Annotated in this window: 19 protein-coding genes; 8 read left to right on the plus strand and 11 right to left on the minus strand. The window is 51.4% G+C overall.

The window, feature by feature from the left end:
* Positions 1-67 precede the first annotated feature (67 nt).
* The 8 genes from ACUTR7_RS07425 (at position 68) to ACUTR7_RS07460 (ending at position 8,007) form a co-directional block, all read left to right on the plus strand.
* A complete protein-coding gene (locus tag ACUTR7_RS07425) occupies positions 68-760 on the plus strand; it encodes a TerC family protein (protein ID WP_013804582.1) in 693 nt (230 codons plus the stop codon).
* Between the two features lie 292 nt (positions 761-1,052).
* The gene (locus ACUTR7_RS07430; protein WP_445608477.1) at positions 1,053-1,835 is read left to right on the plus strand and encodes a PP2C family protein-serine/threonine phosphatase; all 783 of its coding nucleotides are present in this window, start codon (positions 1,053-1,055) and stop codon (positions 1,833-1,835) included.
* A gap of 243 nt (positions 1,836-2,078) precedes the next feature.
* Positions 2,079-2,789 carry an FHA domain-containing protein gene (locus ACUTR7_RS07435; protein ID WP_013804584.1) on the plus strand — a complete coding sequence of 237 codons (711 nt, stop codon included), beginning with the start codon at positions 2,079-2,081 and terminating at the stop codon, positions 2,787-2,789.
* A gap of 223 nt (positions 2,790-3,012) precedes the next feature.
* On the plus strand, positions 3,013-3,447 hold the full coding sequence (locus ACUTR7_RS07440) for a pilin (protein ID WP_445608478.1): 435 nt from the start codon (positions 3,013-3,015) through the stop codon (positions 3,445-3,447).
* A 93-nt stretch (positions 3,448-3,540) separates the two neighbouring features.
* Positions 3,541-3,963 carry a pilin gene (locus ACUTR7_RS07445; RefSeq protein WP_445608479.1) on the plus strand — a complete coding sequence of 141 codons (423 nt, stop codon included), beginning with the start codon at positions 3,541-3,543 and terminating at the stop codon, positions 3,961-3,963.
* Positions 3,964-4,007: 44 nt separating this feature from the next.
* On the plus strand, positions 4,008-6,041 hold the full coding sequence (locus ACUTR7_RS07450; protein WP_445608480.1) for a hypothetical protein: 2,034 nt from the start codon (positions 4,008-4,010) through the stop codon (positions 6,039-6,041).
* Complete coding sequence (locus tag ACUTR7_RS07455) at positions 6,038-6,919, plus strand: glycosyltransferase family 2 protein (protein WP_445608481.1); 882 nt, start codon at positions 6,038-6,040, stop codon at positions 6,917-6,919. Before ACUTR7_RS07450 ends, ACUTR7_RS07455 begins: the two co-directional genes overlap by 4 nt.
* 38 nt (positions 6,920-6,957) lie before the next feature.
* Positions 6,958-8,007, plus strand: a complete 1,050-nt coding sequence (locus ACUTR7_RS07460) for a glycosyltransferase family 2 protein (RefSeq protein WP_445608482.1) — start codon at positions 6,958-6,960, stop codon at positions 8,005-8,007.
* Between the two features lies 1 nt (position 8,008).
* On the opposite strand, the gene ACUTR7_RS07465 is transcribed toward ACUTR7_RS07460, so the two are convergent.
* The 11 genes from ACUTR7_RS07465 to ACUTR7_RS07515 form a co-directional block, all read right to left on the minus strand.
* Positions 8,009-9,493 carry a lipopolysaccharide biosynthesis protein gene (locus tag ACUTR7_RS07465; protein WP_445608483.1) on the minus strand — a complete coding sequence of 495 codons (1,485 nt, stop codon included), beginning with the start codon at positions 9,491-9,493 and terminating at the stop codon, positions 8,009-8,011.
* Between the two features lie 17 nt (positions 9,494-9,510).
* A complete protein-coding gene (locus ACUTR7_RS07470; protein WP_445608484.1) occupies positions 9,511-10,194 on the minus strand; it encodes a cephalosporin hydroxylase family protein in 684 nt (227 codons plus the stop codon).
* 40 nt (positions 10,195-10,234) lie between these two features.
* Positions 10,235-11,362 carry a class I SAM-dependent methyltransferase gene (locus tag ACUTR7_RS07475; RefSeq protein WP_445608485.1) on the minus strand — a complete coding sequence of 376 codons (1,128 nt, stop codon included), beginning with the start codon at positions 11,360-11,362 and terminating at the stop codon, positions 10,235-10,237.
* A gap of 28 nt (positions 11,363-11,390) precedes the next feature.
* Entirely contained in the window at positions 11,391-12,281 is an 891-nt protein-coding gene (locus ACUTR7_RS07480; protein ID WP_445608486.1) for an NAD-dependent epimerase/dehydratase family protein, read from the minus strand.
* Entirely contained in the window at positions 12,278-13,522 is a 1,245-nt protein-coding gene (locus ACUTR7_RS07485; protein ID WP_445608515.1) for a methyltransferase domain-containing protein, read from the minus strand. Before ACUTR7_RS07485 ends, ACUTR7_RS07480 begins: the two co-directional genes overlap by 4 nt.
* 2 nt (positions 13,523-13,524) lie before the next feature.
* Positions 13,525-14,091, minus strand: coding sequence for a dTDP-4-dehydrorhamnose 3,5-epimerase family protein (locus tag ACUTR7_RS07490; RefSeq protein WP_192367445.1), 567 nt, complete (start codon positions 14,089-14,091; stop codon positions 13,525-13,527).
* A complete protein-coding gene (rfbG, locus tag ACUTR7_RS07495; RefSeq protein ID WP_445608487.1) occupies positions 14,088-15,179 on the minus strand; it encodes a CDP-glucose 4,6-dehydratase in 1,092 nt (363 codons plus the stop codon). Before rfbG ends, ACUTR7_RS07490 begins: the two co-directional genes overlap by 4 nt.
* Positions 15,161-15,931, minus strand: coding sequence for a glucose-1-phosphate cytidylyltransferase (rfbF, locus tag ACUTR7_RS07500; protein WP_445608488.1), 771 nt, complete (start codon positions 15,929-15,931; stop codon positions 15,161-15,163). The genes rfbG and rfbF overlap by 19 nt, the downstream gene beginning before the upstream one ends.
* Positions 15,932-15,944: 13 nt before the next feature.
* Entirely contained in the window at positions 15,945-16,961 is a 1,017-nt protein-coding gene (locus ACUTR7_RS07505) for a glycosyltransferase family 4 protein (protein ID WP_445608489.1), read from the minus strand.
* A gap of 195 nt (positions 16,962-17,156) precedes the next feature.
* A complete protein-coding gene (locus tag ACUTR7_RS07510) occupies positions 17,157-18,368 on the minus strand; it encodes a glycosyltransferase family 4 protein (RefSeq protein WP_445608490.1) in 1,212 nt (403 codons plus the stop codon).
* Between the two features lie 378 nt (positions 18,369-18,746).
* On the minus strand, positions 18,747-20,105 hold the full coding sequence (locus ACUTR7_RS07515; RefSeq protein WP_445608491.1) for a nucleotide sugar dehydrogenase: 1,359 nt from the start codon (positions 20,103-20,105) through the stop codon (positions 18,747-18,749).
* Positions 20,106-20,153: the final 48 nt, after the last annotated feature.

Genomic DNA, 20,153 nt, shown 5'->3' on the forward strand with positions numbered 1-20,153 from the left:
TCCAAAAAAGAAAAAGCGCCAGAGGCCACCGCCCTGGCGCTTTTCAACTCATAACAGCGGAGAAACCATGGAATACCTGCAAAGCGCCGATTTCTGGATCGGCCTGTTGAAGATCGTCTGGATCAACATCATTCTGTCTGGCGACAACGCCGTCGTCATCGCCCTCGCAGCACGCTCGCTGCCCCCCGCACAGCAAAAGAAAGCCGTCATGTTCGGCTCCGGCGCCGCCGTGGTGCTGCGGATCATCCTGACCGTGGTCGCGGCCAAGCTGCTGGAGCTGTCCTTCCTGCAGATAGTGGGCGGCTGCCTGCTGCTGTGGATCGGCCTGCAACTGCTGACCGGCGAAGAAGATGATGAAGGCGAATCCAAGGGTCACGGCAGCATGATGGTCGCCATCCGCACCATCCTGATCGCCGACCTGGTGATGAGCCTGGACAACGTGATTGCCGTGGCCGCCACGGCGCAAGGCAACATGGTCCTGCTGATCCTGGGCCTGGCCATCAGCATCCCGCTGGTGATCTTCGGCTCCACGCTGATGATCAAGCTCATGGAGCGCTTCCCCGTCATCATCACGCTGGGCGCTGCCCTGATCGGCTGGGTCGGCGGAGAAACCATCGTCAACGACCGCCTGCTGCACGACTACGCCATCAGCCATCCCTGGCTGCACTACGTGGCGGCTGCCGCCGGTGCCGTGCTGGTCGTCGGCATTGGCAAGCTCCTGCAGTCGCGCTCCGGCGCCAAGCACGCGGCACAGGCCTGATACTGCCGCAGGCGGCCCCTCGCCACCTCCACAACGCACTGCCTCGGCAGTGCGTTTTTGCTTTGTGTGGGTCCATTCTTGATGTGGCGTCAAGCTGACGAGCCGCTACGCCGGTCCATTCTTGGCACTTGGGAGCACTGTTTTCAATTACGCTGTGCACCGGCTTCACCATTGCATCTGCACACAGGGACTGATGGCAACACCGCCGCGCCCACCCTTCGCCACCATGCCCAGCGCACCCAAGACCCCGGACCAGCCCTGCCGACAGGCAGTCCCTGCACAACACTGCGCCATGGTTGCGCGCACCGATGTGGGCCGGCGCCGTGACAACAACGAGGATGCGGTCACCATCCACCCCAGCGCCCAGCCCTGGCCCATTGCGGTGCTGGCCGATGGCATGGGTGGCTACAACGCCGGCGAAGTCGCCAGCGCCATGGCCATCAGCCTGGTCTCAGTGGCACTGCAAAGCGTAGCCACCGAGACGCCGGCAGCCAACACTCCACAAGCCCGCCAGGAATTGCAGCAGTCACTGGCCAATGCCTTGAACCTGGCCAACGCCGCCATCCTCACCGCCGCCCAGAAAACACCCGGCTGCCGCGGCATGGGCACCACCATCATTACCGCAGCCCTGCTGCCAGGCCTGCTGATGCTCGCCCACCTTGGCGACTCGCGGGCCTACGGCTGGCGTGAGGGACAACTGCTGCGCCTGACCCGGGACCACACCTGGCTCCAGGAAGAAATCGACGCAGGCCGCATCCAGGACCACGAAGCCCGGCAATCCGGCCTGGGCCACCTGCTCACCCAGGCCCTGGGCGTCACGCCGGACGTCACGCCCGATTTCAATGAGTGGCCGCTGCAACCCGGCGACCGCATCCTGCTGTGCTCCGACGGCCTCACCGACATGCTCGATGACCAAGCCATCGCCGCCCTGTTCACCCAATCCAGCCCGCTGCCCGTCTTGCTGACCTCGCTGCTCGCTGCCGCCAATGAAGCCGGCGGAAACGACAACATCAGCGCGGCGCTGATCGAGATACAGGCCAGCCCGCCCCCTGCAGCCAGCACCTCCCTCGATTGAGCCCACACAGCGATCGACGGCAGATCCCAACCGATGGACGCGCTTGCCTGCACCGCCCTCGCAGGTTCCAATTGTTAAAAATGATTGCAAATCCAACAATCAGGAAAAGACAATCCATAGTCTGTATCAAATACCATGGCAGACCTCGGCGCGCGCAGGCCGCAGACATAATATTTAGATACACCCCAGCTCCGGATCGCCCAGTGGATGGTGCAAGCCGGGCATAACAAAGGAACTTTGAGCATGCCGACCCTGGTCATCTCCATCGACGGCGCCGTCATCAAGGAAGTGCAGCTGGCCAAGGAGCGCACCACGCTGGGACGCCGCCCCTACAACGACATCGTGATCGACAACCTCGCCGTCAGCGGCGAGCACGCCGTTCTCAGCATCGTCGACGGCACCGTCATCATCGAAGACCTGCGCAGCACCAACGGCACCTATGTCAACGGCCAGCCCATACTGCGCCAGACCCTGAACCACGGCGACCTGCTGGACATCGGCAAGTACAAGATCCGCTTCGTGCAACAGCAGGTCAGCGCGTCCTCACGCTCGGCCCTCGCGGCCATTGCCGCAGCAGTGGAGGCAACCCGCCCAGCCCCCTTGGCGGAAGACCTGCCATCGCAGTTCAGCACCCAGACGCCCTCAGGCTTCGACCACACACTGCCGCCTTCGATGGCTGGCTTGGCCACGCGCCAGGCTGCCATCCGCATGCTCAACGGCAACGCCGCTGGCCGCGAAGTCCCCTTGGTCAAAGTCGTCACCACCCTGGGCAAGCCCGGCGTGGCGGTCGCCTCCATCACCCAGAAGCACCACGGCTTTGTGCTGGCCCAGCTGGAAGGCGACTCCCCCAGCCTCAAGCTCAACGGCCAGGAAATCGGCCGCCGCGCCATGCCGCTGCAACATGGCGATACGGTGGAACTGGCAGGCACGCAGATGCAGTTCCTGGTGGCGTGAGGGACCAGCTCGATCCCGTCGACAAGCTGTGCATGACGTCTGTAGCAAGCGCCACGATCTCTGACAAAAACGTCACAACAAGTGGATCAATTTGTCAGAGAATGGCGTCCAACCGTGTCAGTTGCAACCAAACCATACATAGACGTGGACCTTGGCCCTCTGGATCGACTGGCACGGCTCTTGCTCAATAGAGCATGCAATCAACCCCTATGAGGAGAAGTTCATGAAGCGTTCCATCCAGCAAGGTTTTACCTTGATCGAATTGATGATCGTTGTGGCGATCATCGGCATTTTGGCAGCCGTGGCGCTGCCGGCTTATCAGGATTACACGAAGCGTGCCCGCGTTTCGGAAGCCCTGTCGCTGATGAGCGGCGCCAAGGCCTCGGTGACCGAGTACTACTCTACAAACAACACATGGCCTAGCAACAATGCGTCTGCAGGTTTGGCCCCGATGCGCTCCATCTCTGGGGGCAGCGTGCTCAGCGTCGAGGTTACAGGCAGCAAGATCACTGCCGTGGTTCGGACCAATATCGAATCGGGCAGCAAGAAGGTGGTCCTCAAGGGTACGGCAACGACTGGCGGAGTGACCTGGAGCTGCAAGAACGCCATTTCCGGCACCGATGTGAACGCCAAATTCCTGCCAAGCGAATGCCGCTAATCTAAAAAATATAAATAGCCACCAGTATAGGTGGCTTGGTTACAAGCCTAGCGCATCGCCCAAAGTGGAGATGCGCTTTTTTTTGAGGCGCAGATGGCTAAAGGCTTCACATTGATAGAACTGATGATTGTTGTGGCAATCATTGGCGTACTGGCAGCCATTGCGCTACCAAATTACCAGGACTATGCCTCTCGCGCCAGGGTGACAGAGGCGCTCAATCTGATGGCCGGCGCAAAAATATCGGTAACAGAATACCGACTCAGCCGAAATTCATGGCCCTCCAATAATACAGACGTGGGTTTGGCTCAACCCACCTCCATAAAAGGCTCCAGCGTCCAGTCAGTAGAGGTCAATGGCAGCGTGATCACGGCGACCATGCGCAGCCTTGCGATTCCTGGTGGAGGAGTGGTTGTTTTGAAGGGAGGCAACACGGGAGACTCAATGACCTGGCAATGCACCCCCTCTGCTGGAACGACCGTTCAGACAAGATTTCTTCCATCAGAGTGCCGTCAATAGAAATAAATCTAAAATACCCATACGTGCAGAGCTATTGACTAATAATGGAAATCAACAAATTCTTGCTGAATCACAAGAGAAATCCAGAAGATATAAATGGGCGCTTGCTGGCAGCATGGATGGCAATATTATTTGCCATCTTTTTCGCTTATAGCCAAGGGCTTGATGGGTCATTCATATTTGATGACTTTCCAAACATAGTAGACAGTGACCAGCTGGTGCTGAAGAATCTTTCACCAGCAGAATTATGGCGCGCAGCATTTTCAGGAGATGCGGGTCCACTACGACGACCAGTGCCCGTTCTCAGCTTTGCCTTGAATATCTACTTCAGCGGGCTTGATCCATGGTATTTCAAGTTGACCAATATATTTGTGCATCTTTCCTGCACGATTGCCATCGGACTCTTGGTCTCCCGGTTTCTGCGAGCCTGGAATTTACAGCAAACCGCCGGATCAGCTTCTGAACCTGGCCATAGGGCATGGGCTTGGGGTGGCTTGCTGGCTGCGTCCATCTGGGGTCTGCATCCACTCAATTTGACCAGCGTGCTCTATGTGGTGCAACGTATGACGAGTCTCGCAGCGCTTTTTGGCCTGCTGGCAGTTGCAGTGTACATCGAGGCGCGTTCTCGCAGCGCTTTCATTCCCAACGTTTCAAATACATCGAGATCAGGAATTCATCACTATGCGAGTGTCGTGGTTTTGCTTGTCCTGTCATGCCTGAGCAAGGAAAGTGGGCTTCTTTTTATTCCGTTGATCATTCTATGTGAATTTTTCCTTTTTAAATTCAAAAATCGTGGCTCAAGCATCACAGTGTTCGGCCAATCTCTGCAGCACTGGGCCATTTATGCAGTTATCTTGGTTGCCGTTTGCATTCTTATCTGGATCACTCCAAGAATACTGGATACAACGCGCATTCCATATCGGGATTTCTCCACTCCCGATCGTCTCTTGACGCAAAGCAGAGTACTTGTTTTTTATCTCAGTGAATTTTTCATCCCCCAAATTTCAGAAATGTCTCTGTATCATGATGATATAGAGATATCCCGCTCATTCTGGCAACCGCTGACGACAACATTGGCGATAAGCTTTGTATCGATCGTAAGTTTGAGTCTATTTAAGTTACGAAAGAATTACCCCATCCTTCTATTCTCCTGGCTCTGGTTTTTGATCAGCCATAGCCTGGAATCCAGCATTTTTCCGCTTGAACTTGTGCATGAGCACAGAAACTATTTCGCGACCGCAGGATTCTGCATCGCCTTCGCATATTTCTCGATTCCATTTTTTGTCAAGGCGGGTAATAAAATATGGATCATCGCACCTGCCCTCATTATACTTCTAGGATCGTCAACTGCAATTCGCGCAATGGAATGGTCATCGCCTCTGGTGTTGGCCACCATGGAAGCATCAAGGCATCCATTATCCATGCGAGCCAACTACCAATTAGGCAGTGAATTAATATTCGCCGCCGACCAAGCAACAGACAAGCGGTCTTTGCTAGCACAAGCCAAATCCGCTTTTGAAGCGGCTGCTGCCTCTCGCAGCGACTCTGTGTCTTCGTATTTCGGTCTGCTTGCGGTGAAATTTGCCTTGGCTAAAGAAGAAGATGCACACGCCGATGTACAGGACATCGTAGACTCACTGATTTTTCGGCTGAAAAACAATCCCGCAGAGGCTGCTATTCCGGCACATATTGCAGCGCTCTCCCACTGCCAGCTGAGCGGTCCGTGCAGCCTCCAGGACATGGATGCCCTCGCACTGATCACGGCCCCTATTGAGAACCCATCCATGTCCCCCTCCGCCAAGGGTGAAGTCCTCAAGATGGCGGCAGAGTATGCTATTGCCCGCGCCAATGACTGGACATTGGCTCAAACCATGGTCGAAGAAGCCCTGAACCTCTCAGATGTGCCCAGCACACGTATTGTTTATGCCCAGGTGCTACGCAATAGAGGAGATTTTCAGGAGTCCAGACTACAACTCGACGTCGCTAAGAGAATGGATGGTTTCGGGCGATACACTTCCGCAATCGAACGGGAAAATCTACTGTTGAAACAATCCACCTCCGAAGAGAAAGCACAATGACAAACCCTGTATCTAAGACTGATCTGGCTCAGGTCAGCATTGTTCTTCCTGCCAAGAATGAAGTGGATGCAGTCGGTCAGACTGTGACCAAGATAAGGCAGCAGTTTCCAGAAATCCAGATTCTGGTCGTGGACGATGGCTCTTCGGATGGAACGGCAAAAACAGCCATATCTGCAGGGGCGCAGGTAGTCCGGCATCCATACAGCAAGGGTAACGGCGCTGCAATCAAAACTGGAGCTCGTGCGGCAGCAGGAGAAATCATTGTATTCATGGACGCCGATGGACAGCACGATCCAGCGGATATTCCTCGTTTGCTTGAAAAAATACACCAAGGCCATGACATGGTGGTTGGCGCTCGTCAAAAAGGCTCTCAGGCAAGCGTTGGGCGAGGACTTGCAAATGGTTTTTACAACCGTCTTGCAAGCTGGATGACGGGGCATCCAATCGCCGACCTGACATCCGGATTTCGTGCAGTAAGAACCGCCAAGTTCCGCGAATTCCTGTATCTCCTACCCAACGGCTTCTCATACCCCACAACATCCACAATGGCATTCTTCCGGGCAGGCTATTCTGTAGCCTATTTACCGATACATGCATCACAGCGTATAGGTAAAAGTCATATTCACTTACTGAAGGATGGAACCAGATTTCTCTTGATTATTTTCAAGATAGGAACGTTATTTTCACCTCTTAAAATATTTGCCCCAATCGCGTCAATCATGTTTATTTTGGCATCTGGCTGGTATCTATACACTTACTTGAGTGGCAATCGATTCACCAATATGAGTGCACTGCTCTATTCTGGAAGTGTACTGATATTTCTGCTCGGCCTCATCTCGGAGCAAATCACCGCTCTCATGTACAAAGACGGCAAGTGACCACAATACCGCATGACTGTCAGAGTCCAGGAGCCTACGTGGAAAACAAGCCCTCAATTCCGCAAATAACCACGGTCATACCCACCTATAAAAGACCAAGTAAGCTCAAACGCGCCATCGTCAGTGCGGCCCAGCAACTGGGCATCTCTACCAAGGTAGCTGTCTTCGACAATCACTCCTTGGATGAAACAGAGGATGTAGTGAATGAACTTCAAAAGACATATTCTCAAATAATTTATCATTGCCACCCCGAGAATATAGGAGCCCTGGGAAATTTCATCCATGGAGTCGGCACAGTCGATACTCCATTCTTCTCCATTCTTTCTGATGACGACTATCTTCTACCGGACTTCTACCGTCGAGCCATAGATGACTTGAACGATCATCCAGAGGCGATGTTTTGGGTGGGTTTGGGATTGCACTTTGATGAATCGAAAAAAATCATTGATGCCAGGGTTCAACGCTGGCCCAAAGAAGGCATTTATACCCCCCCCGAGGCTGCCTATTGCATTGCTGGCGGATTACTTCCTGTATGGACAAGCATTGTTTTTCGCCGAGAAATCCTGGATGACACAGGATTCATAGATACGAGCATGCTGGGCGTAATGGACTATGAGTTTTTATTAAGGCTTTCCCTTCGATACACACTTATCCTAAGGAAGCATCCTAGCGCCGCTTTCTTCATATCTCAAGATACATATAGTGGCTCTCAGCCACTTTCCTCATTTTGGCCTGGGTGGAAAAAGATGTTCAAAAAACTAGAATCTTATTCCGAAACATCTAAAATACACCACGATAACCTATCAAGAATGCTCAGGCTTAGCGGTGAAAGAATGCTTTTCCGCCGAGGAGTTAATGCAATTGTACATAGACGGTATGATTTTGCGAAAGATGCATCCACGGCACTCAAGGAGGATTGTGGAAAGCTCCTTACCTCGTCCATACTCAGTGCAGCGACAATCATCTGCGAGCATTCCAATTTTGCACACAAAATATTTTCGCGCATCTACCGAAATCTCGAAAAACGACTGATCAATTCAAGGCGTCATCTGCAGGATGATTTTGGCCATCTCCTGGATAAATTATGAGTCAACTATTTGTCGACCACTTAAGCCATAAAAAATAGAGACATCCTACAGAGAGCAGGCTGACAAAAACAATTGCCGGCAATGCAACCGGATCGCCCACTAATTGCGCAAATAATGGAAATATCATCCCAATGGAGCATACAACTACCACTGAAAATATACTTGGCAAAATGATATCCGCAACATACCATTTCATCATCTCTCCTTTCAGTATTTTCCTGTGCATCAGAAAAATACCCAGACTGACATAGGTCAAGTTCAGCAGAGGCCACGCACATGCCGCACCCAGCGCGCCATATCTATCCGCCAAATACCAGATCATTGGTACCAGCCAAATAATCGAAAACACATTGAGCAATAGCGATAGTCTGGTGTATCCATAAGCCAGCTGTATAGCATATGGGAGATTCATGATCCCATTCAAGGCGGAGCCGATCACTAAAAGTACAAAGACCTGTGCATTGCTTGCTGCAAAAAATCCGTCCCCCGTCCAAAGCTTCAATATGCCTTCCGCGTAGAGAACCATGATGGCAGCCAAAGCGGAAACAATCACCGCCAGAACTCTATTGCTTCTATGGTATAGGACTATTAAATCCTCAATATTTCCTTGTGCCACAAGGCGGCTGTAGCGAGGATAAAGTGCGGAGAAGAAGGGCGTGAACACACGCGACAATGCTCCAGCAGCCGTTGCTACTAGAAAGTAGTGCCCAAATGCATCCAATGGTAGAACACGCGCCAGTACAATGCGATCAGTCTGGGCCAAAACAAACGACACGCATGCAATTCCGAGCATACCCAGTGCAAAGTGCCTTATACTGAAAGCAATGCTACGTTGAAATCGCGCATGCCGAACAGGGATCGGCAGTTTATAAAAAAATATGGCTCGCGCGACTAACGTTTGAAGAGCGGCAATGAATACTTGCCACCATGCAAAAGTTTCTATGCTTGAATCCGTGAATATCAACAAAGGTATCACGACTATCCAACGCAGCGAACTAAAGACTATCTGTATAACATTCTGTGATATTTGGCGTTCAAGCCCCGCTAAGCCTCCTGCATAAAATGAAGAAGGCCATTGCAGAGCAATGGCCAATGCCAATATCGAAATAGCATAAGATACTTCGCTTTGGCTCATATTTACAGGCTTGAGCCAATATGTGGAAATCAGATGACCGATGATTGGCGCCGCCATCAAGGTCAGCACGCACAACGGAAGAAACAGGCACTCCAATGTGCGAACCGTATCGCGTGCAGATTGTGCGGACGTTTCAACTGGATCATGCCGCGCCAACTCACGATTCAAGGTGGTGGCCATACCTGCATCCAAGGTATACCAAAGCGCCTGAAGACTGATGTATACACCCACAAGGCCATATGCTTCTCCACCCATCACTCTCAAATAGACCGGCATGAAAAGGACACCAAGAAGCGCTGTCCAGACCTGCCCGACCAGATTTGCAATGATATTGTGATGAAGTTTCGTCACCGGATTCGATTTGAATATTATTTCGTTCTGCGCAAATATCCATCCGGAGCAACTGTGATCCGAATCTTGGACTCGATATCACGGTCAATCTCGAAATTATCATTTTCCTTCAGAAATTCTTGAACAGCAGTCTTGGGATTGTCTCCTACGTCCCAGGGTCTATCCGGAAAGGAACCGGGTTGCAAATCTTCCACAACGGTGTCAAAAACGACGCAATACCCCCCCACACTGACTAGTGGCGCATATGCACGTAACTCAGCCAACACATGAGCGTGAGTATGATTGGAGTCTAACACTACGATAACTCGCTTATCCTTAGCCAGCTCGCGCACTTGATCGACGATATGCTGGTCAATGCTGGACCCCTCTATCATCCGAATACGCTTGAACATACTGTGATTTTCTATCTCAACCCTGTTGTGAGGACGTATATCTATATCTATCCCCAGAACCTCACCATGTCCTACCAGTTCACACAACGAAGCATAGTATATCAGTGACCCTCCATGCGCTATTCCCGTTTCTATAATCAAATCAGGTTTCACGTTCCAAATTATTTCTTGCATGGCAAGCATATCCTGGGGGTATTGAATAATTGGGCGCCCCATCCAGGAAAAATTGTAGGAGTATCTATCTTCAATGCTTTTATGCATCCATTCTCTAGAGAGATCCTGCATATCTTTCTCATTCGAATTCATCATCACTCGCCTCTAAAGTAAAAATTTTCCAGAAATACAGATTTTACAAGAACACCAGTTTGGTATCTATACACTCATCTGTCAGAATTCTCTTATTCTCATCCATATAGTTTGGATTCATCACCACGGCATAAGCAACATGGCGGTCCTTGAGCCTTTTAGGACCTACAACGGGATGCCCTGTCCCTGAAATAAAAAAACCCTGTTTAGCAGGATTCAAATCAACGATACAGTCAATCAGTTTCTTTTGAGGGTCAATTAAATTAGCCAACGTAACGCCCTTGGCACCCGCTCCCCATAGCGCTATGGGTCCAGAGCTTTTCATTCGCGTTATTTTCTCCTGGAAATCCAGAATCGAATTCTTCTCCTGAAGTGAAAATTTCCTTGCAAGGTCCACTATCCTCTCAGAGGAATATACCATCGGCATCGATGCTCCTGTGACAGCACCTTCAATCCAAAGATATTGCCCACCGAACACCTTACCAACGCTTTCGACATGAAATCCCACATGTTGGAAAGCCGTCATCAGTGACTTTGCGGTGAACAAGGAACAATGTTCATAAAAAAAGTCCCAAAGCACTCCATTTTCAAGAATCCACTCGACGCATGGCGTTTCGAAGAAGATTTTTGCTCTCGGTGAGCCTGCAAGCGCCTTCCCCACAGATTGCAGCAATTCGACCGGATTTCGCACATGTTCAATCACGTGTCTGCATATGATGACGTCGGCAGCCACGTCCGTGCAATTTTCGTCATAGAAGCATTTGCGGAACCGTATTCGGCCATCTAAGTCAGTATCAGGACCCACATAACTTGGGTCAAATCCATAGCCTTTGTTATTGGCACCAGGATAGTCGATCAGCTTTTTAAGAAATTGCCCTCGACCACAGCCCACTTCAACAATAACCGAATCTCTAACATCATTCTCGTTGACCAACTTTTCGACAATTTCATCCAAGTACGAATTAAAATGCTCGGAGCATGTTTGATTATTATCGTAGCTTGGCCCATAACTCAGCAATTTTTCATCAAAGCTTCGGTTGAAAACAAAGCCACAGGACGCGCAAACGCACATGTCTAAATCTCCTCGAGCACCCATGCGTGCGGATTCACTCGATGGAAAGATGATGTTTTGATGCACGGGAACGTCTGTTCTTTTCAGAAATTCGATCACCTCACTGCTTCCACACAACATGCATCCCTTATTCATTTTCGCCTTGCCTTTCTTTGCATATGTCTCTCAGACCCTGCTGCAAATCAACCGCGGGATGCCAACCGGTCGCCAACAAACGCCTATTGCAGCCAATGAGCAAGTCAACCGTTGGCAGATCTTTTTCCTGCAAATCGAGCATGCAATCCGGATTCGCATTGAGTATTTTTGCCAACTCGACCACAACATCTTCCAGCGCCACAGGGCTTCCTGAACAAATATTGTATGCTCCTGAAAAATCCTGCCCAAGCAGAGTGACCATTGCACTAGCAACATCAGAGACATGAAGTAAATCCCTGTACGCTTTTGCTTTGATCTCAAAGGCCTCACGCCGCCCTTGGAACACATCAATCAACGAGGGAATAAGACGCTCTGGTCTTTCGCCTATACCAAACGGATAAAATATGCGTCCCCAGACACATGAAACCCCATATTCAAAGCATATCTTCTCGGCAATTCGCCTCGTGACATCTTTTGCCACTCCATAGGTGGTTGAAGGTTCAAGAGGTGTCGCAGCTTCCCTGCAATAACCAGAACTCCAGTCATACTCTGCACATGTGCCAGAAAAAATTATTTTCTTTCCACCAGAAACACAAAATGCCTCTACCATCTTGGTAGTAGCATCAACCCATCTCCAGTTTTCTGGCGACGTCCAGAATTTCGAATGTTCGACATACCAAGCCAGATGAATGAAATGGGTTATCTCATTTTCCGAGAATATTTTCTTCCAGTCATTTTCTGCCAACAGATCTACATGATGGAAGCAATCAGCGCCGTCAGGACAGGTGCGCCCCACAACAATCGTATCTATCCCACGATGCTGCAGCTCACGCAAAACATGCCGGCCAATAAATCCGCTGGCCCCAGTTATCAGAACTCTCATATCGGCATGTTTTCGAGGATTTTCAAAGCAGGCACAGCAACAGCAAAGCGACCACCCCATTCCCGTACATAGTCAAGCTGAGTCACTATTTCATCTTTCAAATTCCAAGGCAGAATGATCACTATATCTGGGCGATCCTCTCGCAATCGCGACTCATCCACAATAGGAATTCGACTGCCAGGCATATAGAAACCTTGCTTTGATGGATTCTTATCTACTACATAGGCCAACATATCTGCGCGCACACCTGCAAAATTCAGCAAGGTATTACCCTTTGCCGCAGCTCCATATGCAACCACCTTCTGACCATTGAATTTTGCTTGCAACAAGAATGTAAGCAATTCATCTTTTATACGAAGAGCTTGGGCCTGGAAATTTCTATAAAAATCCGAGCTACGTATACCTGCCAGATCTTCTCGTTCTTGCACAAAAGAGACTGCAGCTTCCGTTTTGAATGGAGTGGGAGAATCACTTCTCTGCGCAAAAATACGGAGACTGCCGCCATGGGTAAATAGCTCCTGCACGTCAAATATCTGCAGGCCATTTTCCACAAAAATGCGCTGCACTGCAGTGAGCGAAAGATAGGAAAAATGCTCGTGATACAGTGTATCGAACTGAGCTTGTTGGACGAGCTGCAGCACGTGTGGAAATTCAAAAGTCGCGACACCTGCCGGTTTGAGCAATATAGAGAAGCCGGCAACGAAATCATTAATGTCGGGCACATGCGCCAGTACATTGTTGGCGACCATAAGATCAGCTGCATGGCCTTGCCCATGCAACTCTAGAGCCAATTCACGGCCAAAAAAACTTTCCACGACCTGCAGGCCCTTGTCTCGGGCTGCGGCTGCCGTGCTCGCAGTGGGCTCTACCCCAAGACAGGGAATCCCTAGTTCTGCCACATACTGGAGCAGATAGCCGTCGTTGGATGCAATCTCCACCACGTGGCTGGTTTTTTCAAGGCCGAAACGATCGCGCATGGTATTCGCATACCGGCGCGCGTGGTCGAGCCAACTGCTGGAAAAAGAACTGAAGTAAGCATAGTTCGCATCAAACAGTTCATGGGCCTGCGCAAAATCTTCAGTCTGCACAAGCCAGCAGCGTTCGCACACGAGAACACGCAGCGGATACCACCGCTCAGGCTCATGCAAAGCCGCAGTGCTCAGGTAGGCATTGGAAGGAGGTGAGGTCCCCAGGTCAGCCAGAGGAAGGGAAACCAATGCGTCACAATGACGGCAGCGCATGCTCACAATGCAATTCCTTCAAAATCTGCGCCAAGAGGCGGGTGGCTGGCATCTCGGGCCGAACGCTCCCGTACGGGCAACGGCCAAGCAATCGACAGGCGCGGGTCCAGGGCATCGGCCCCAGCCTCGTGTTCAGGAGAATGTGGGACAGAGTGCAGATAGACCAGCTCACTGCCTTGCTCCAGCGCCTGAAAGCCATGTGCAAATCCGGGGGGGATTAACAAAGACACTTGATTAGCGGCGGAAAGACACTCTGCATGCCACTTCAGGAACGTGGGTGAACCGCAGCGCAAGTCCACCACCACATCCCACACAGCCCCGCGCAAGCAGTTCACCAGTTTGGCCTCCACCATGGGAGCGCACTGCCAGTGCATTCCGCGCAGCGTTCCAACGTTCTCAGTTTGGGTATGAGTGATCTGAGCGATCGGCCAGGTCCAGCCTGCATGGGCGAGCTCCTGTCCGCAAAACATGCGCGTCAGAAATCCGCGTTCATCTCCACGACGCTCACGCTGGATGCGCATTACTCCCGAAAGAGGCGTAGCCGATACAACAAAGCGCGAGGCGGTCATGGGTAAGAAATGGCATCTGTGGCCATGAATGCTTCGAGATCTGCATCGCATAATGCGCGCGCACATGCTCCCGTACTCAACGCCTTGTACCAGCACATGGTACGCAGTATGGAAGCCTTCAGCTGCCACCGAGGCACAATACCGAGACACTCACGCGCAAGCGCCGTCTCCAATGCCAGAAGACCCGCTTCATGGGGCCCCGAGGTCTCGTCCCCATAAGAGACCGCAGCTGATGGATAGGTACTACGGGCAATCTCCACGACCGCCCGGACAGAGGCTGCATCCTGAGGTGAGGGGCCGAAATTGTAGGCTCCGGCGAGGGCGCCATCGCGCCATAGGACCTGGGCCAGGCAAAGATAGGCGGCCAAAGGCTCGAGTACATGCTGCCATGGTCGCGTGGCCCGGGGCCGTCGGATCATCAATGGCTGCCCCGCCTCCCAGGCACGTACAGCGTCGGGCAATAATCGGTCTGCTGCCCAATCCCCCCCACCAATCACGTTGCCCGCACGAGCGGTGGCAACGGCAATCCCCAGATCCGACAGAAAAGCCTGTCGATAACTGGCAACCACCAATTCTGCAGCCGCTTTGCTTGCACTGTACGGATCATGACCACCCAATGCGTCCTCTTCACGATAGGGATAGGCCCATTCCCGGTTACGGTATACCTTGTCCGTCGTCACCACTACAACAACGCGCACGCAGCCTGAGGTTCGCACGGCTTCAAGTAAATGAACGGAGCCCATGACATTGGTAGCGAATGTATCCACGGGTGCAACGTAACCAGGCCGAACCAAGGCCTGGGCGGCCAGATGGAGCACAATTTCAGGCCGGGCACCGCGTACGACATCGGCCAAGGCCTGGGCATCGCGGATGTCGCATAAATGGCTCTCTGCCATGCCTTGCTCCACCCCTGCCAGGTTGTAGAGCGCAGGGGTTGTTGCAGCAGGCAGCGATACGCCTGTGACATGGGCACCCAGACGCTGCAGCCACAATGCCAGCCACGCTCCTTTGAAGCCGGTATGACCCGTCAGCAGCACACGCTTGCCACGCCAGAAATCGACGCACGGGATCATCGCCAAGTTTTCCATGGGGGTGCTCCCGTTTCCCAAAGTTGCTCCAGCTTGATCTTGTCACGCAGCGTGTCCATCGGCTGCCAGAAACCGGCATGACGGTAAGCCGATAGCTGGCCTTCCTGGGCGAGGCGCTCCAGTGGCCCTCGTTCCCAGATGTCATCATCGCCGGCAATGTAGTCAAGTACCTGGGGCTCCAGTACAAAGAAGCCGCCATTGACCCATGTGCCATCGCCTTGCGGCTTCTCCGTGAAGCTGGTGATACGCTGCCCATCCAGATCCAGCGCTCCAAAGCGGCCGGGCGGCTGAACGGCACAGACCGTGGCCAACGTGCGGCTGCTGTCATGGAAGGTGATTTGCGCTCTGATGTCGACGTTGGCAACACCATCTCCATAAGTAAAGCAAAACCGCTCCCCCTGCAGATAAGACGCGACGCGCTTGAGGCGCCCACCAGTCTGGGTATGTTCTCCTGTATCCACCAACGTAACGCGCCACGGCTCGGCGTGTCGTGAATGCACTTCCATTCGGTTGTGCTCCATGTCGAACGTCACATCCGACATGTGAAGAAAATAGTTGGCAAAATACTCCTTGATCAAGTATCCCTTATATCCACAACAAATCACGAAATCATTGATGCCATGTGAGGCATATATTTTCATGATGTGCCAAAGAACCGGCCGACCTCCAATCTCAATCATGGGTTTTGGACGAACACCTGTTTCTTCGCTTATGCGGGTACCCAGCCCTCCAGCCAAAATTACTGCCTTCATTTAACACCACCTTTTATTTCAAAACCTCTCTGTATAGAGCAATGTATTTATTAAGCATCTTCTGAACAGAAAATTTTTCAACCGCGACTTTTCTCGAGTTTACAGAGAATCTGGAATACATTTCTGATTGCGAGGCAATTTTACGGATACTATCAACAAATCCTTGGATATCGTCCATGGCAGCGAGCAGACCTGTTTCCTCATGTTTCACCAACTCTTTTAGCGATGAGCCACACGCCGCTACTACTGGCAATCCACAGGCCATAGCCTCCAATACAGACAAAGGCAGTCCCTCACTTCGGGAAGGAAACAGCAAGGCATCAGCCTGCTGCATAGCCAATACGACCTCCTTAGCATCGTGGAGACGACCTATATCGTGCATATTGGGACATAGTTGCCTCTTTTCGGACATCGAGGCAAGCCCGCCGGTAAATGCTAATTCATAATCTTCACCCAGAATTCTCATGATGGGTTCCAGCAAATCCACACCCTTGAGCAATTTCCAACTTCCAATGTACAGCAGCCTGAAGGGCCTGCATCCACTTCGCTGCACACCTGGAATGAACAGGGACGTGTCTACACCGTTGTGAATGACATGCATAGGAGACTTCAGCAACGTAGCAACTGCTGCATCCGCAGCAAATCTGCTGACAGCCACCACTTGATTTGCAGCACCCATGTTAGCTCTTTCAATCTTCTCAATCCAATGTCGATGATAAAAGGATCGCAGATTTCCTTTATAACGGACTGCATCAGGATGATGAATGGAATGATGCAATGTCGCAACCACCGGAAGATGCTTCGGAAGAAACCGAGGATGCAACCAAGTATTGACATGAGCAATATTCGCCCAGTCTGGCGGTCGAGGAATCTTTACAGACCAAGGGGCATATTCTGCTCGCAGTGGCAGCCAAGTAATCTCCGCGCGCAAACCATTTTCCCGCAGGCCTTTCGCAAGCACTTCAGTAAATACATCAGTACCCGTTCCTGCACGTACGGTAGGCAGCCAAACAGCGGGCTCTTTCTTCATGATTCTGAAATACGCTCCATGTCGTCAAAACCACACTCTAGGAGGTTATCGATATAAACAGAAAATGCAGTGAAATTTTCAAGCACTTTACATACCCTGAAGGTTACGTCACCCCATGAATCACATCCAGAAATTTCCAAAATGGATTAATAGCCACCATTATTCGCAACATGGCATCACATCTATGACATACTATTAGATGTTATCCATAGCTTTCTTATCTTTCAGTCTTACTGATAAATCATCGATTCTCAATGCGGCATTCATTTTTACTCCAAACTCTGTCCACTCAAATTGGCGCGCAAAGCTTATACATCCCTCGCGCCAAGATTTATTTTCGGGGGATCGCCTCAATATATTCAATACTGTCCTTGCCATTCCTTCATAGTCATCAGGCGGCAAAAGTTCACCGGACCGACCTACAGCAACGGCATCTATCACACCTCCGTTGGCGAATGCGACTGTCGGAACCCCATGAGCTGCAGCCTCAATAGCCACCATACCAAAGCCCTCTGGATCATTTGGAATATTTCTTATTGGAAATATATGTAATGAAGCACACTCAAATGCGGTCGCCAACTCCGCCTCACTCACCGAACCTAATAATCGAATATTTTTTTCAACTTTTCCTGCTCGCGCAGTATCCATAATACTCTGCGGCGACTGCAAATCTGCGCCAAGTGCATTTGAAGGCGATTCACCAATAATCACCAAAACTGCATGAGGGTGGGCATACACAATGCCAGGCAAAGAATTTTGAACAAACTCTCTCAATCCTTTCCGGGACGTGAGCCTCCCAACAGAAATCAGCAAACTTTTCCCTTCTAGCCCATACTTCCCCAAGAAGTGCTGCTTTGCTTCCAGAGAAGCAGGTTGCGCAGGTAAGCTAACTCCAGGGTATACGGTATGAATTCTATCCTCTGTGACATTTGCAGCAATTGCCAATCTTCGAGTAACAGAGCTATTGACTATAATCGTATCCATACGCCTAATGAATGGAAGCCAAGCGTATTGATAGATAGGATGCTTTACCGTAATATCTAGACCATGAACATAGGCTGTACAACGGGCTTTGGCCACTTTAGCCCCAAAATACGCTGCAGGTGCTGTGAGTCCACTTCCCGCCAAAACCAGGTCGGGTCGCCATTCTTTGGCTATTCGTACTGCATTCGTGGCAGATAAAAACAAAAACTTCCATAATGGATGCAATGCCACTTCTGTGAACGTAACCCCCTTAGGACCTTGAGCCGCAGAGCCTTCGGGCCCGATGATATGCACTTCGGCAAGACGCGAAAGTTCCTCCGCCATATGCCAATTTAACCGTTCCATCCCGCCTACCAGCGGGGGCAAATTGCGAGTAACGACCAGTACGCGTGGGCGACGATTGGAAGAAGACACTGATGACATCTATATTTACCCCTTGGCGACCCCCGCAGCAAGTCTTTTATGTTCAGATTGCTTTTACAAACCATCTAAAGTCTTCGCAACTTTATTTCTAAAATTTTTATTTATCTATTAGATAAGATAATTTTAAATCTGCGCCTTGATTTTATATAAATAATAAAATTCATCATAATCGATAGACCGCTCTACACTCTCGAAACTATCCACAGCTCCGAGCGCCAGCGGTACGCATTTAAAATAAATTGATGCACGTCTTGTCAACCGCGATCTTCATCTCGTGGGACCAGTCCAATGGCGACACTGAGGTGAATGCTCTCCGGCAGCTTATTCATTTCAGCTGCCTTGGTGCTGCTGAGAGGCGCCATGATCATGCATTTTTCACTAGGCAAGAATAATATTTCTGCTGCTTTTTAAGCGGCCACGTGTATCCACAAATATCTTCGCATTCCTCTCCAGAAGAGAGTAGTCAAACCCATCATGATCTGTGGCCAGCAACACACAGTCATAGCTCGCCACGGATTCCTCATTCAAAGATATAGAACGCAAATCAAAATAGTAGTTACGCTTGATTGGAAACACCGGCACGTGCGGATCACTGTATTCAACATTCGCGCCCTTGGCCTGTAGCAAGTCCATGATCTCCACAGCGGGCGATTCCCTCGTATCGTCAATATTCTTCTTGTAGGCCAGCCCCAGCACCAATATACGGCTCCCTTTGACGGCCTTGCCTCGCTCATTAAGTGCATCGGCGACCTTGCCCACCACCCAGTGCGGCATATAGTGGTTGATTTCACCAGCCAGTTCGATGAAGCGCGTATTTACGCCATATTCACGCGCCTTCCATGTCAGGTAGAAGGGGTCGATGGGAATGCAGTGGCCGCCGAGGCCGGGACCGGGTCGATAGGGAACAAAGCCGAAGGGCTTGGTCGCCGCAGCGTCGATGACTTCATGGATGTTGATGCCCATCTTGTCGGCCACGATCTTCATCTCGTTCACCAAGCCGATGTTGACGCTGCGGTGGATGTTCTCCAGCAGCTTGGTCATTTCAGCCGCCTTGGTACTGCTGACGGGCACCATGGTCTGGATGGCATGTTGGTACAGCGCCATGCCCAGTTCCAGGCAGCTGGCAGTGCACCCTCCGATCACCTTGGGGATGTCCTTGGTGCCGTAATGCGGATTGCCAGGATCTTCGCGCTCCGGGGAGAACACCAGAGCGCAATTGGAGCCAGGCTCCAGTCCACGGCTGCGCAGGCGCGGTGCCAGCACTTCGTCCGTCGTGCCGGGCCAGGTTGTGCTCTCCAGGCTCAGCAATTGACCTTCGCGCATGTGAGGCAGCGCCGCCTCCACCGTGTTGATGATGAAGCTCAGGTCGGGCTCGCGGTGAATATTCAGGGGCGTGGGTACGCAGATGATCAGGGCATCTATTGCTTCTGTCCGTGCAAAGTCAGTGGTGGCCTCGAATCCCTGTTCCAACGCACGTCTGATCTGCTCGGGAGTGATTCGCTCTATATAGCTGCCGCTTTCGCCCAGCGTACGGACCTTGGCCTCGTCAATATCAAAGCCCACTACCTTGATGCCGACCTCGGCGAAGCGAAGGGCCAGAGGCAAGCCCACATAGCCCAGACCGTAGATACCCACGCGCACGGAGCCATGGGAGATTTTTTCCTTGAGGCGCGTAAGGGCCCCCGGGTTGCCAGCATGCATGGTGTTTCCCTCTGATTTCTTGTCGTTCTCTGTCACGGACATCCCGCGACCTTCCAGCAGTTATTGTGAACCGGCCTTTCTTGC

It is taken from the genome of Delftia sp. NA_296.1, assembly GCF_052692095.1.